We start from the raw sequence: 14,781 nt of genomic DNA, 5'->3' as shown, positions 1-14,781 counted from the left end.
GCGGTTGGTTCGCTCCGTGTACTCATGATTCAACGTTAGGACGATTCACGCACCAACGGAATTCCCAAATTCTTATGCCATATAAGCAGTATCCCCGAAAGCTTTGGACCTTCGCACCACTTAGACCTTCATATCGCAGAAGTAGGCTCGGATACCGCCCGAACTATCCACTTACACCTCCAGCCACTCCAACCGTCTGGGTTTCTACCCAAGAACCCCCTTCGCCTTCGCATTCGAGGATACGCTCACCTTCGTCCCGTGATACATCACATCCTCTTCCGCGCTTGCCGTCGCCTCTGCGTCGTTCATATGTGGAGGCTCTGGAGCACCCACGAACTTCGGAAATGCAGGCAGCCATAAGATCTGCGGCGAAAGGTCATCATCCACAAGGTTGTACACGCCCGGATCCGCCGTCAGCGTCGCCACCGTTGCAGTCGCCGCGTCGTTGATATGCACAAACGGCGATAGGCCCTCGCCCTTGCCTTTCACTGGATTCTGTTGCCGCATCGCCATATTCGCCGCGGCCCCGTCGGGGCAGTCCACGTACGATTCAACGAACGGTTCGCGCTAAGCTCGAGGACCTACATGGGCGCCTCTAAACGTCAAGACTGATCGACTCAACGATATCCGGTGCCTCGCGAACAGCGTTGCGCAGGTGAACAACTCACCCTCGGCCCATAGAAGAATCGTTCCAGGAATCCGTGAAGGAACATGTTGCTGGCGTCGATGTCGTCAAGTAGCAGCTCCTTCACCAGGCGATCCTGCAGCGAACAGGATGGTGATCGCCTTCACTCAATGGAGGCTCGTGGGTAGCGCATTCACCTCGGTGACGACTTGGGCTTCGTTGCTTAGGAGGCAGGTTTGCAATTTCCGCATTTCTCTGATGAAGAACGGTCTGGAACCTTGAGGCCACGGCCCCTAGTTCCAATAGCCTAAAATATGGGGGAATAAAAAAAGCAACGCAGTGTTTTAACTTCATTGTCTAGTCATTTGAACGCATTTTCGGAGAGTGTATGTCTATAGCCGCAAATTCTGGCGCTGTTGCCTCAATCTATTCCAATTCCAGGGAGAAGGAGCGCGCCCAGGCTACCAATGCATCGGTTCCCTGGTATGTATGGATGGGAGTGCTCGCAGTGACTTCGTCCTCGATTGGAGGTACCTGGGACATCGCCTGGCATCGCTCAATCGGACGGGATACCTTCTGGACCCCGGCGCATATAGCCGTTTATGCCTGTGGGGTGCTCGCCGGAATCGTCGGCCTCTGGCTGACGCTGCAAAGCACGTTCGGACAAGACCAGAAGCGACGTGATTCAGCGGTGAGTCTCTTCGGCCTGCGCGCTCCGTTCGGTGTGTTTCTCGCCGGGTGGGGTGGGGTGGCGATGCTTACTTCTGCTCCATTCGATAACTGGTGGCACAACGCCTATGGGCTAGACGTAAAGATCATAAGTCCGCCGCATACTTTGCTCATTCTCGGTACTCGCGCGGTAGAAATCGGAATAATGTTTCTGATTCTCGCCGAGATGAATCGCTCCGTTAAAGCTGGTAACAAGGCATTCAAGAGTTTGCAGGTGTTGTATCTGTACATGGGAGGGCTTCTAGTCTCAGGCCAGATGCTTTTCCTACGGGATTTCACCGGCGACACCAGGTTGCACCAGTTCCTGCCTTACATGGCTACAGGCATAGCAGTGCCGATGATACTTACCGCGATGTCGCAATCCTCACGCTCTCGATGGGCTGCCACGTGGACGTCTGCGGTTTACATGATCTTTCTCATCGGTGAGATTCTGGTCATGCCGCTTTTCCCGGCAGTGCCGAAGCTTGGACCGGTGTACTTTCCTGTGACCCATCTTGTTCCGGCGAAGTTTCCGATTTTGCTTATTATTCCCGCTCTAGCGCTCGATCTGCTCTGGCAACGGACACGGAACTGGAAGCTGTGGCAGGTTGCGCTCGCCTCGGGATTTGTATTTATCGCTGTTCTGGTCGCTGTTGAGTGGCCGTTTGCCAATTTTCTGATGTCCCCAGCAAGCGCGAACCGCTTCTTTGGGACCATGTACTTCGGCTATTACTCAAAAGCTACGAGTCTCGACCGCTTACGTCAGTTCAACCCTGCCGACCAAGGGGTCACGCTTTGGTTCGGCTTGTTGCGTGCCTCGATTTATGCGTCGATCTCGATGTGGGCCGGGTTGGCCTTTGGCCGGTGGATGCGAGGGGTACAGCGATGAAGTCTTTTGCCCAGTTGTTATTTTTTTTCCTGATGGCCTTCGGCATCTCGGCTACCGCCTGGGCACACGTAGGCAATAAGGACGTCTTCGAGACAGTAAACGCAGGGCCTTACAGGCTCTTTGTCACGGTGCGGCCTCCCAATGTGATTCCGGGCGTCGCGACGATTGAGGTTCGAACCTCAGGATCTCAGGTGAACGCGATTAAGATTGCTCCGGTTCCGCTGACAGGCGAGGCGTCGAAACATCCGCCGACTCCCGATGCAATGAAGGTATCGACAGCGGATCCAGCCTTCTTTACCGGCTCGCTCTGGCTGATGGCACAGGGCTCCTGGCAGGTTCGGTTTGAGGTCGATGGAGCAGGCGGATCTGCTAGCGCGGGTGTTCCTGTGCCTGCGATTCCGCTTTCGGTTCTCTCGATGAATCGTTCGCTGGGGATTTTGCTGGGTGTGCTGGGATTGATTCTCTCGCTTGGGATGATTGGGATCGTTTCGGCTGCTGTGCGCGAGTCACGGCTGGCGCCCGGGACGCAACCGACGCCGAGCCGACGGCGTAAAGCCCTGATGGCGAGTGTTGCCGCATTGGTCGTGGTTGTGTTGACGATCTACGCTGGGAACAGTTGGTGGAAGGTAGAGGCTGCAGGTTATACCGCGGACATCTATCATCCAACGGATCTACAGGCCATGCTTACGGGGAATAAACTCGATCTGACCGTTGGCAGGTATAGCGAAAAAAGAAGGCAGGATTCGCGTGAGGATTCGTTGCTCAAGAAAGATGAGTTGCTGCTCGATCACGGCCATCTGATGCATTTGTACGCGATTCGTCAGCCGGAGATGGATGCCGTTTTTCACCTTCATCCGGAACCGGTCTCGGATAAGCACTTGGGCATGACATTGCCGGCGATGCCTCCGGGGAAGTACAAGCTCTATGCCGACATCGTCCACATGAACGGCTTTCCTGAGACTCTGACGGCGGATCTTATCGTGCCGGAGGGAATGTCTGCTGCTCCCTTGGCGTCAGAGGACGCATCAGCTCAGCCGCTCGCGATCTCACAGGGGGAGCTGGGAGCAGCCTACGAGCTGCCTGACGGCTACTCGATGGTCTGGGATCGCCCGAAAGATCTGAACGCGAACGCCGCTTATTCGTTCCGATTTCGACTGGTTGATGCCAATGGAAAGCCGGCAACTGACATGCAGCCGTATCTAGGTATGGCCGGTCATGCGGCATTCGTGAAGGACGATGGAACTACCTTCGCTCATACGCATCCGGATGGTTCAGCTGCTATGCCCGCTATGATGCTTGCCAACAATGACAGACAGGAGATGACCGATATGCCCGGCATGGAAATGCCAACGAGTAGCGCGCCAATTTCCTCCACCGTTGGCTTTCCCTATGGCTTTCCTTCTCCTGGGAGATACCGGATTTTCATTCAGATGAAGCACGGTGGGACCGTCGAGACCGGAGTGTTCGACGCGGATGTAAGATAGACCATTTTCGAAGCAGGTTGCAAGCGCACCGTTGGGAACTGTTCGTTCGCAATCGAAGCCCCGTAGAGCGAGCTCACCGGCTTCCACCGAAAACGCGGTGAGCTCCTGCATGCCGAGTTCACGACAAATAATTACAAAATATCTGCGACAAATAATTTCAGAAGCAGCAGCTGGAACTACTTTTTCAGACCGAAGCAATAGAACTGACCATCGTAGGTGCCGAGATAGATCTTGCCGTCGAAGACAGTGGGATCGGAGAAGTGATTGAAACCGGTGATGGTGTCTCCGCTCGACCATAGTTCCTTGCCGGTCTGTCCATCGAGCACGTAGACGGTAGCGTGATTTGACTGCGAAGCACGAATGGCGGAATCGAATTTCAAGCCGATATCTTTCCACGCCTGCTGAGTATTGTCACCACTGCCGTGAGTGATGATGAGGCCGTTGGCGATGACTGGCGGATCGCCGCGGAACATGTCGCGTGAGATCCAAACCGGTTCAAGCGTAGGCTTGCCAGCCTTGTCGACCACCTTGAAAGCGGCTGCGCCACCTTCTTTAGCCACAGGCGTGTTGGTGATGGAGAACTTCGTCTTGCCTGGTGCTGACGGCCCCCAGAAGGGAACTACGACCCAACGGGTGCCCGCAGGATCCTGCCACGACGAGACTGCACCCCAGCTCCCAGCGTTCTGAAAGTCTGCAGCTTCATTGCAGAAGAGCTCGGTGCGATAGAGCGGTTCATGGTGATCTTCGCCACCCGGATTCTTGGGATCGAGCAGATAGACCTTACACTCCTTACCAGAAGCAGCCATCAGCTCGCGTCCCTTGTAGGTGAAGACCGTCGGTGTATTGTTGGGGTCTAGATCGCGTTTACGAAGCCAGTCCCAGTTCAGCGGAGTGAACCAGTCCTTGACCTGCCAGGAACCGTCCTTCAGTTCGAAGCCGACGACCGAATTACCAATGACCGGGTTATTGGGGTCAGTGGTGACGTCATATTTGCCGTCGCCAGTAGTCGTCCATACCGTGCCGTCGGAAGTGATCACAGGGCCGCGCCGTCCCCACAGACCGCCACCGCCGCCGAAGCCAACGGTCTTATGCAGGGCCTTGGTCTTGATGTCGACTGAGAGGATTCCGGCACCGCGGAAGTCAGCGAAGATGATCTGGTCTTTATAAAGCTGCACGGCGAACTTGTTCGGAATGCCAGTCGCTACGGGACCGAAAACCATGTCGCCGGTTGCGGCATCGAGGCCAACGACATCGCCTTTGCCGTCAACCATGTAGACGGTGCGCTTGCCCGATGCATCTGCTTCAGAGATCGCGGGAACTCCGGTCGTGCCGCCAGGTCCGAGGAAGCCGAGATGCTTCGGTTCAACCTGCTGTGATGCAGGTTCCTCGAAGTTTTTCTTCCAGATTTCTTTTCCGGAATCAGCATCCATGGCATACAAAACGTTCGATGCACCTAAAACATAAAGAACATTTTTGGCGCCGCTAGCTGTCTCCAGACCTTTGATGGCTACGGGAGTCATGAGAGCGTGCAGTGCGTGAGGATTCACGTCGGTCTGCACCTTCCAGAGAAGGGTGAGTTCTTTGACATTGTCTTTGGTCAGGATCTTTTCATTTTTGGCCCAGCCGGAGCGTTGCGTGTCTCCACCGTCCATCGTCCAGTTCTGAGCGATAGCGGCGCTGCAGCTAAACGCTACAGCAGCAAGTGCGATGAGTTTCTTCATACATGTTCTCCTGAGTTCGCTTACCGTTCGAACGGAACGCCGATGGCGTAGAGCGTGTTGTCGTAGGTTGAAAAGTAGGCACGGCCGTTAGCAAATCCGAGACCGCTGTGCGAGAAGGAAGTCGCTTCCGTGCCGGTGCTCCACAACTCCTTACCGGTGGAGGCATCAAGGATGTAAAGGGTTGCGCCCTTTGACATCTTCACGACCTCAGCAACGGTGTAGGGAGTACCGTCCTTCTTGGCGAGGCGCGGGGTTTCACCGGTCGAGAGAGCATAGACCAAGCCATTGGAGATGACCGGTCCGGCAGGGGAGATCAGATCGCGCGAGACCCATTGTTGCACGAACGTCGGCTTGCCATCCTTGTCCTCGATCTTGAAGGCGACGATGGAGCCGGTCGGAGCAGCACCGTTTGCACCGGTCTTTATAGCTGCAGCGCCGCGGATGGAAGCGTAGACCCAGCGAGCGTTACCGTTGGCCTCATCTTCCCAGGTGGCGAAGGTGCCGTAGATTCCATTGCCTCCGAAGTCGGTGTCAGGAGTGACGACAACGTCAGAAACTGCCAGCGGGGTCTTATGATCCGAACCGCCGAGCGAATCGCCATCCAAAAGATAGAGCTTGCCGTCACGACCACCGGCCACCAGGACATCCTTGCCCTTCCACTGAAAGAGAGCAGGAGTGACTCCGGGAGCAGCTACACCCTTCTTGAGGGCAGACAGAGTGCCGGAAGGCGTGAAGTAGTCCTTGACAGTAAGCGTTTTCGGATCAAGTGCAACGACAGTGTCGCTGTAAGTACCGGCAACGTCACCTTTGCCCTCGGCGACCATACCGTACACCGTGCCCTTGGTGCCAATCGTTGTGCCACCTGCGCCCGAGAAACCGCTGCCGTTGGTCATGAAAGACTTCACATCGATCTGAGCCTGCTTCACAATTGGCTGATTCGGAACGGAAGGAAGCTCCGGAGGCGTAAAGGCGGCGGCATAAAGACCGTTTTCGCCAGAGCAGCTATCGACGGTGGAAGCATAGATGACATTGTTGTTCAGATTTAAACCGGTCACCTTAGAGCCTGCTGGGACAAACTGAGCAGCGTCAATGTACATTCCATCGCCGTCCTGCTGACGTAAGGTGCGAAGCTTGCCGTCGGATGTGAGTGCCCAGACATAAGGTTGCGGGCGAGCAAAGCTTCCACCTGCGGTACGACGACCGGTGCTGTTTCCAGGCAAAACGACGGATGCAGTCATGCCTCCGGAACAGAGTGCGGTCGGTGGGCCGGCAGGCTTGGCTACATCCTTGAACTCGGTCGTGAAATAGTGCTCACCGAGGTCGGAATCCAGACCGAATACAGTGTTAGAGCTGCCAGCTACAATCAACAACTCCTTGAAGCCAGCCCAGCCAATCAGTTGGGTAAGGTCGACGGGATTAGAGAGGGCGTCCAGACCTGTGGAGGTGTTCTTGAATTTGTATTTGTACATGATCTTGACCTGGCCTTTGGCGATGTTCTGCTTGCCGAGGTACTTGTCATTGCGACCCCATCCGTCGCGTTGCGAGTTACCACCAGTGCTTGGCCAATCGGCGGCCCAAAGACTGGCACACGCGCTGAATGCGATGCATGCCGACCACAGATATTTCCTACGCATGTAGAAGACTCCCTCCAACATCCAGAATTTGCTGGACATGATTGCTGCAGATATCAGTCGGTTGAACTATTGACGGTTGAATCGAAGGCACGACGGGGAGGACCGAGGGATAGAGACCTCAGACTAGGCCTTGTGCCGGTTCGACGAAGCAGATGGAATGAGACGTCTCAATAACGATGTGTTTAGAACATACTGAAAAGACGATTGTCAATGGTTCAAATATGTTAGTAGAAAATTATCTAACAGAGTCAGACAAGGATCTCTACGCGAGCGCCATTGTGGTGGAAACGAACAACAAGGTCAGAGCAACAACCGGCAATATGTAGAACCGAAGATTCATCGTGCTTGCCAGCGAGTAGGTCAAACCGACCTTGCTCCTAACAACGAACGAACGATACGGGGCTGGGTCGAACCGTCAAGGACTGACTTACGAATAGCAACCGAGGATGGGATAACCCGAGCCTCATCGCAAGGCTGAATTCCACGCTTTGAAGGCTTAAGCCATCCACTTTAGAGAACGACGACCTTTCGAAGCTATAGAAAGCTATCAGCCAACTCGCTGAAACTAATAACCTTACAGGGAAAATGCCTAAACAGTGACATATTACCGTGCTTAGTCTCGTCGGGCTTTACCAACAGCCATCTTGCGCACAACACACACATTTGTGGGCCAGCCTTTTGATCCTAGGTGTCGGATGCGCAAGTAGCGAACTATTCGGACGCCAAAAAATGCATCACCGTAGATTGCAGAAAATATGGCCCACCGCTCACTTTACCCTATACTTAGCCGCTACATTCTCTCTCTCCAACAGCAGAAGCGGCGATCGTCCTCTCGATCCGCGATCAAAAGTGATTAACTATTTGGGCGTCTGCTGAATACTCTTTGAAATCCTAGCCTCGGTATCGCAATATACATGACGGTAACCCCGACATCGTTTGATTCAGCATTTGTCTAAAGCAAGTACTGCCTGAAATAGCTATAAAAGTTAGGATCCTCCCAATAGGACAGGTGAGCGATTAGCGGAGCATATTGGAACAAGCGTTGATCATCAAGTTGATAGAAGACGATTCTCCCACTGATTGGATCAGCTAGTGAATAGGCATTGATCCATTTGAAGCCGACTTTCAGCGCGCTCAACGCCTGTGCCCTTTGTGAATCCGCAGCGGGTGGTTGAAACTGGAATTGACGGGGAGCGGCTGTCAAAACAACGCCGCGGAAGCTGTAGAGCAGATCGAGAGTCTGATGCCGGAGCACTTGAGAAGCGTCATCTTGTACACGGAAAAAGTAGAAAATTTTATTGAGCGGGCAGCCGAAGGTGATGAAACCTTTGAGAGTTTCTAGATGTTTGGGCTGAATTGCATTTGGTGCGGCCGGCGAGCTTGCACTAGCAAGATCCAAGAGGTTATTCATCGTGTCATATGCAATAACCGAGCCTAGCGAATGCGCAACGATGAGTACGCGATCGTACCGAGGAGCGGTATTCATCAAGATTGCAGAGAGTGCTGCAGTACACTCATCGATAATCTGCGAACGCACAGAGTAGCTTTTAGAAAATTGGCTCGAATTCGCATAAACAGCGACATCGCCGACGTAGTCTACAAGAATAAACCTGACAAAGGCCGCAAGAAGCAAGGTAAGCATCTGCGCCGTGTACCTTCCAAAATTCGGATCTAAGAACATAAATGCGGAGATCCAGTCCCTCCAGTCTTTTCTGGGAGGTAGAAAACTGACACCTTTTGCAAAGTCATTTACCGACGCCCAGTGAGGGAAATGAGATTGCACAAATGGGAAACAGTGTCCGAAAGCAGTTCTAAGGCAAATGCTAAACCGAAGCGCCGGGGCGAGTAAAAAGGGTAACAAGAGCAGATGCGCGGCGATCACAATGATCAGAAATACCCGCCAAGATATCGAAGTTTGCCAACCAGAGTTCGTCTTCCAACTCTGCCAAAGAGCCCTAGCGGCCGAATACACATATAGATATCGAATGGACAGAAGTGAAATTAAGACAACAGTCGACCACTTGAAATGGACCAGCTTCGATAAATTCTGAATTGTGGCTTCTTTGAGCCAGTAGAGAAGCGCTATAAAAAAGCCCAACAGAGGAAGAAATAACGATGCCTGGCGCCAGAGTTCTTTCGCAATGATGAACGGTATGCGCTTTCTCGCTATTGCTTTGCCGATCGCCTTCGCTTCCGACCAGCTTTTTCCTCTAGCCATCGCGGCAGCTTCTTCGGTTCTGGCGATAGCGGTGACGTTCGAGGCGAGATATAGGAATGGTTGAAGACCTGCCTTGATCAGGAACAATAGACTACCTGTGTAGGTCACCTTGTCTTGTGTGATGGGAGCCCAATAATACTCGAAAAGTGAAATGCTTTCGATAGCTGCATCCGGCTCGCTAGAAAGAGGGAGAGCGCCGGCTAGTGATGGCTTGATGAGAAATGAAGCGCGAGTCCATGATTTGCTGATTCGGGTAGGATCGGATACTTGCTCTAGTTCGGGAGTAATAGTCCATGTCCCCGAAGTTCCAAGCGACTCCATCAGCTTCCGTGTGAAGTGATCTAAGGTCTCATACGGCTTTTCCTGACCAATTCCATGCACAACAAGAATCGCAACTTTCTCGTTCTTCATCTCGCACCTGGCATTGAATACGTGATCTCGATTCGGCCCATTGTTATCAACGGCGGAGTATTTTGCGATGACGTACTCCGATCGGGCTGCCTCGGCCTTGGCGTGGGCCTCGACAACGCATGCAGCGCTCCTACGTGTTCTGCTGAGATACGCCGGGCCAGACTTCGAAGGGGAGTTGGCTCAACGGTACCATGGGTATGCTTGAACTCCAACCGCAAGTATACCCATGCCATATTTCTCCACGGACCCCCAGGCCAGAGCTCGCTGACTGGGAATCTCGTATTGGCAGCCGAAAGTCGCCCGTATCCGCTCGTCTGCGAGATCATCGCGTCCGACGGCCATATCCTTGGGCCCGTAATCGGGTCCGTGTCGATCGCCCGCTTGAGTCCGAAGGTCGGCACCGCCATATCGCGCACGCTGGTAAACCCACGCATCAACGTATTGCCCGCTTCTTTACCGCCAACAGATAAAGGTATCCATACTCCGCCGACATCATGACCGTCATCGGCGGAGCCACCAGGAACACATGGCAGTGAGCATCGAACAGCCGGGCATCAGTGTCTTTCCGCCACCGTCGATAATCTTGGTCATTCCGCTGCGATCCGTCGGAATCGGACTTGAGGAAACCTTCTCGATCAGATTGCCGCGAACCAGAAAATTGGACGGTCCGGATAGCTGTCCATGCGTCCCATCAGCGATACGCGCATTCTGAAAGAGGACCGTTGTCGGTGAGTACGGTTGAATCGCGGGAGTTTGAGCGACAGCTCCGTTTACCAAAGGGTATCGTTGATAGCGAGAAAGGTACAAAGTATTACTCCACTAAACCGCTAACACTCAAGACTTACCTTGCTCTCCGCCACGTAAGCAAGGGGGTCGAATGTCGCTCCACCTGCAAGAATGCGAACACTTGTCGGTGGTGATCTAAAAAAATTGAATTCTTTGTATTGACGACTACCTTCTGACAAGACAGACTGTATGTCGGAAATATCTCCCTCCCCGATTCTGCATTTCAGGCCCTCATTACTCGCTTTTTGACAGGAGAACCACTTTCCTGAGTCGGCATCTTTGCTGGAAGGAGATTTGGACTATGAATCGCATAATAAAGGCTATCTCGAAAGTAAAACCAAATGGCTTGCGGATCGGCGTAGGTTTTTTGGCGGCAATGGCGGTATGCTCCCTCCCGGAATTCGTACAGGCTGAAGACCCCATTACCTCTAAAGTAGAGGTAACAACACTGCAAAGTTACAGCGGGGCACCGCTTCCTAAACCGACAAAAATTCTCGTTTACGACTTTGCCGTCGATACTTCCAATGTACAAGTCGATCGCTCCCAGTCGATTCGTCCACGGCATATGATCGCCGGGGACGAGAGTCCGGAAGCTGTAGCGAAAAAGGCGTCAGCAAACTTCTCACAGGAACTGATCAAGAAGTTAGCTACAACTGGAATTCCACTTGAGCATGTCGCTGCAGATGCTGTCGCACCAGCGAACACGGTTTCCGTTCAAGGCTCCTTCAGCTCCTTGAGACAGGGAGACAAAGCAGAACGAGCAGCACTTGGCATGGGTACTGGGTCCGCCGATGTTCGGACCCAGGTGGACGTGCGCATGAAAACTGATACTGACTCGGTCCTATTATCCCAATTCCAGACACAAATGAAACCGGCTGGCGGCGTTGGAGCCGCTGTGCCTGCGGCAGCAGGAGTTGATCCTGCCGCGATCGCAGTCAAGTCGAAGGTTGGTGACCGTCGCAAAACAGTGGAAGCCTATGCTTCGAAAACTGCGAATGTCATGGCAGAAGAGATTAGTAAGGCGATGGCTAAACAGGGCTGGATCAAGGTTAACGATAAAGGCGAAGTTGTCCCGTAACACTTGGCAAATTCGAAATCCACGAAACCAGTTTTAACAATGCATTTTGCTGAGACTGTGCCAAGGTTGCTCGTTTTTATGGGCCCAAATTTAAAAATATTGAGATGCGACCATGAAAAAGATCTTTCGGCGCTCTTTGAAATTGTTTGTCTTCACAGGTGTGTTTACGGTTTTCTCCGCTAATGCACAGGACGATAGCCCAGCAATGGCCAAGTTCAAACAGGACATGAAAGCAGCAGTGCTTAACGGAAGTATTACCGTTGGCCAAGTCAAGCAGTTACAAACTGATGCTGAGACATTAAAGGCTGCAAAGGCAGAGCAGGTTCCTGGTGCTCCGATCGACTTGCTAACGCCTTATCGCGCGGTAGCGAATATGAAGGCGACGATGGCAGGTGTAGCACCGAAAGATCGAGAGATACTGCATCAGGATCTGCAGGCAGTGCTGGCGACCAAAACTCATCCAGACGCAGCAGCTGATCCGAGCCCTGGTAAAAAGCTCGGTAGAGATATCTTCAAAGCCATCATGTTTGGCACTCCCACAGAAGCACAAGTGACTCAGCTTCAAAGCAGCCTCAATGATCTCCAAGGAATCAAGGGCGAACAGGGGCATCCGTTGCAGCAACTACGAGCGTTAAGCACCTCCAAATCTCAGATTCAAGACGTTATGAACACCGACTCGTTTCGCCCCGAAGACCGACAAGCTGTGTTGGATGATCTCAATAGTCTTGGTGGCGGAGGGCGCAAATAGCGAGCGACAACATGCAAAAGCACGCAATTGTCGCTCTAGTGAGCTTATTCATGACGGCCGGATCCACTTTTTCGCAAGAGCCCGAACTGTCTCTGTCTGAGGCAATTCAGATTGCGCTTACAAACAACCGCAACGTTAATATCGCGAAACTTGGAATCACCCAATCCGAATGGCAACTCGCTTCGACGAAGACAAAGCGCTTGCCATCAATCACAACTTATCTTTTGGGATCGGGGAACATTACTTCTCCAACCTTTACGTTCAAGCAGGGAGTTTTCGGAACGGTTGATGGAAAGCCAAACCCTGATAAAGATGTCAAAATCAAGCTGTCGTCGGGATTTACTGGATATACCGTTGATGAAGTCGCGCAACCGCTCACGCAGCTTTACAAAATTGGTCTCGCGATCAAAGAGCAGCGGCTCGAAGTAGATCTTTCTCGTTATAAGTATTTGGGTAAACGCCAATCGATCGCTGCGGATGTAAAACAGGCTTATTATGCTCTGCTGCAGACAGAAAGCACTCTTGATTCTGCCGGTGCGACTGTGAAGCAATATCAGGAGACAGATCGGATCGCCACTAACTATCTTGCGCAGCAGTCTGTTCTCAAGTCGAGCAGTCTCGATGTTAAAGCGAAGCTGGCCCAGGCACAGTACCAGGTAATCCAGCTGAATAATACGTTGCTGACGCAGCGAGAAAAACTCAATAGTTTATTGGGTCGAGATATCGATACATCATTTCGGACCCAACAGGTCCCACCCATGGAGCAAGAAGAAACCGATTTGAAGCTTGCGCGGAGTGCAGCGCTCACTCAACGTCCTGAAGTCAAGGAAGCAGAGATAGATACACAACGCGCTGAATACGATCGCAAGCTGGCAAAAGCTCAATACATTCCTGATATTGGTGCCACGTTGCGGTATGTGACCCCTTTCAACACAGCAATACTTCCACAAAATATTGCCGTAGTGGGCTTTGAAATGCGGTGGGAACCATTCGAGTGGGGGCGGCGCAAAGACGATGTGAAACAGAAAGAAGCCGTTGTTGATCAAACTAAACTCCAGCTTGACGAGACCCGCTCACAAGTTTTGATCGATGTAAGTAACAATTTTCGCAAACTTGCCGAAAGCCGTTCATTGCTTGCCGTTGCAGATGCAGCGCGAACTGCGGCGAACGAAAAGCTCCGTGAAGTAAACGATAAGTTTAAAACTTCTGCCGTTCTGCTTCGGGACGTGCTCGAACAGCAAGCAGCAGTTGCAAATGCAAATAACGACTATGAAGAGAGCCTTCTTGCTTTCTGGTCTGCAAAAGCCAACTTCGAAAAAGCATTAGGAGAGGAGTAATCGAATGAACCGATTCGCCTCCTTCGTCTTGTTTTCTCCGCTGCTAGCTTTCTTCATTGTTGCCTGCAAACAAAAAACGGTTCCGAGTGAGGCTCCACTCCCGGTTCACACGGCATTGGTTCAGAGTTACGAAGTGGGGAATGGTGCCCGGTACTCGGCCAGCATCGTTCCATACTCGCAAGTCAATTTAGCTTTCCAATCCGGCGGATACATCGATCAGATACGGCAGGTGAAAGGCACCGATGGGGGGATGCGCAACATTGATCAAGGAGACTGGGCACCGAAAGGCACAGTACTCGCCGTTGTCGACCAGCAAAACTATCAAGACAAGCTCTCGCAGTCAAAGGAACAGCTCGCTGGTTATCAAGCTGAACTTGACAAGGCTAAACTGACCTTTGATCGTACTTCAGCGTTATATTCCACTCAAAGCGCAACAAAGCCCGACTTCGATTCTGCTAAGGCTCAGTTAGATAGTTCGACGGCATCCGTAGCTGCGGCTCGCGCGCAAATCAACGAAGCGCAGACTGCGTTAGCATACTGTTCACTGAAGGCGCCGTTTGACGGATGGATTGTCAGCCGTAATGTAGATGTCGGTAGTTATGTCGGCCCAGCAACGAATGGCTTCACGATTGCGAATACGCGTAAAGTCAAGGCAGTCTTCGGAGTGCCTGATACTTCAATCAGCCGGATCAAGATTGGCCAATCACAGACGATCACAACAGATGCCCTGCCTCAGACATTTCATGGACATGTGACCTCGATTTCCCCTTCGGCAGATCCAAAAAGCCGTGTCTTTTCTGTAGAGGTATCGATCGACAATCCCAAAAATGAATTGAAATCGGGGATGATTGCGTCGCTTATTCTCCAAGGCTCACTGCTGCCGCACTCCGTTACCGCGGTTCCTGTCTCCGCCGTTGTGCGCGATCCACAGCATCCAGGGGGATTTGCAATTCTTGTTGCGGAAGGTGATGGTGAGATCCAGAGAGCTCTACTGTGTTCAGTGGAACTAGGGAATGTGTACGGAAACAATATTGGAGTCAATGGCGGTTTGCAGATGGGGCAGCGGGTGATTACAAGCGGAGCCACATTGGTCAAAAGCGGAGATAAGATTCGCGTGATTCCGTAGCGAGGTTGCAAGTCAC

11 protein-coding genes are annotated in these 14,781 nt (G+C 52.5%); 6 read left to right on the top strand and 5 right to left on the bottom strand.

Annotated features, from left to right (window positions below; translation table 11 throughout):
- Positions 1-204 precede the first annotated feature (204 nt).
- On the bottom strand, positions 205-543 hold the full coding sequence (locus tag AC5S26_RS13410; protein ID WP_494185396.1) for a hypothetical protein: 339 nt from the start codon (positions 541-543) through the stop codon (positions 205-207).
- 470 nt (positions 544-1,013) lie between these two features.
- Here AC5S26_RS13410 and AC5S26_RS13405 point away from each other — a divergent pair, with 470 nt between their 5' ends.
- Positions 1,014-2,222 carry a hypothetical protein gene (locus AC5S26_RS13405; protein ID WP_494185395.1) on the top strand — a complete coding sequence of 403 codons (1,209 nt, stop codon included), beginning with the start codon at positions 1,014-1,016 and terminating at the stop codon, positions 2,220-2,222.
- Positions 2,219-3,706: a DUF8832 domain-containing protein gene (locus AC5S26_RS13400; RefSeq protein ID WP_494185394.1), complete on the top strand. Its 1,488-nt coding sequence runs from the start codon at positions 2,219-2,221 to the stop codon at positions 3,704-3,706. Before AC5S26_RS13405 ends, AC5S26_RS13400 begins: the two co-directional genes overlap by 4 nt.
- Before the next feature lie 176 nt (positions 3,707-3,882).
- Here the strand turns inward: AC5S26_RS13400 and AC5S26_RS13395 are convergent, their stop codons facing one another.
- The 4 genes from AC5S26_RS13395 to AC5S26_RS13380 all read right to left on the bottom strand — a co-directional run bounded on the left by AC5S26_RS13395 (position 3,883) and on the right by AC5S26_RS13380 (position 10,497).
- Entirely contained in the window at positions 3,883-5,427 is a 1,545-nt protein-coding gene (locus tag AC5S26_RS13395) for an outer membrane protein assembly factor BamB family protein (protein ID WP_494185393.1), read from the bottom strand.
- Between the two features lie 20 nt (positions 5,428-5,447).
- A complete protein-coding gene (locus AC5S26_RS13390) occupies positions 5,448-7,100 on the bottom strand; it encodes an outer membrane protein assembly factor BamB family protein (RefSeq protein ID WP_494185392.1) in 1,653 nt (550 codons plus the stop codon).
- Between the two features lie 913 nt (positions 7,101-8,013).
- The gene (locus AC5S26_RS13385) at positions 8,014-9,690 is read right to left on the bottom strand and encodes a hypothetical protein (protein WP_494185391.1); all 1,677 of its coding nucleotides are present in this window, start codon (positions 9,688-9,690) and stop codon (positions 8,014-8,016) included.
- Between the two features lie 501 nt (positions 9,691-10,191).
- Complete coding sequence (locus tag AC5S26_RS13380; protein WP_494185390.1) at positions 10,192-10,497, bottom strand: hypothetical protein; 306 nt, start codon at positions 10,495-10,497, stop codon at positions 10,192-10,194.
- A 280-nt stretch (positions 10,498-10,777) separates the two neighbouring features.
- Between AC5S26_RS13380 and AC5S26_RS13375 the strand changes: the two genes are divergently transcribed.
- The 4 genes from AC5S26_RS13375 to AC5S26_RS13360 all read left to right on the top strand — a co-directional run bounded on the left by AC5S26_RS13375 (position 10,778) and on the right by AC5S26_RS13360 (position 14,765).
- On the top strand, positions 10,778-11,554 hold the full coding sequence (locus AC5S26_RS13375) for a DUF4410 domain-containing protein (RefSeq protein WP_494185389.1): 777 nt from the start codon (positions 10,778-10,780) through the stop codon (positions 11,552-11,554).
- A 112-nt stretch (positions 11,555-11,666) separates the two neighbouring features.
- Positions 11,667-12,302 (top strand): hypothetical protein, encoded by a 636-nt coding sequence (locus AC5S26_RS13370; RefSeq protein WP_494185388.1) that lies wholly within the window; start codon positions 11,667-11,669, stop codon positions 12,300-12,302.
- Between the two features lie 11 nt (positions 12,303-12,313).
- Positions 12,314-13,639, top strand: coding sequence for a TolC family protein (locus AC5S26_RS13365; protein WP_494185387.1), 1,326 nt, complete (start codon positions 12,314-12,316; stop codon positions 13,637-13,639).
- Between the two features lie 4 nt (positions 13,640-13,643).
- Complete coding sequence (locus AC5S26_RS13360) at positions 13,644-14,765, top strand: efflux RND transporter periplasmic adaptor subunit (protein WP_494185386.1); 1,122 nt, start codon at positions 13,644-13,646, stop codon at positions 14,763-14,765.
- Positions 14,766-14,781 lie beyond the last annotated feature (16 nt).

This window comes from Edaphobacter sp. FHG110511_03, assembly GCF_059115365.1.
This window is presented reverse-complemented; position numbering and strand designations above follow the sequence as displayed.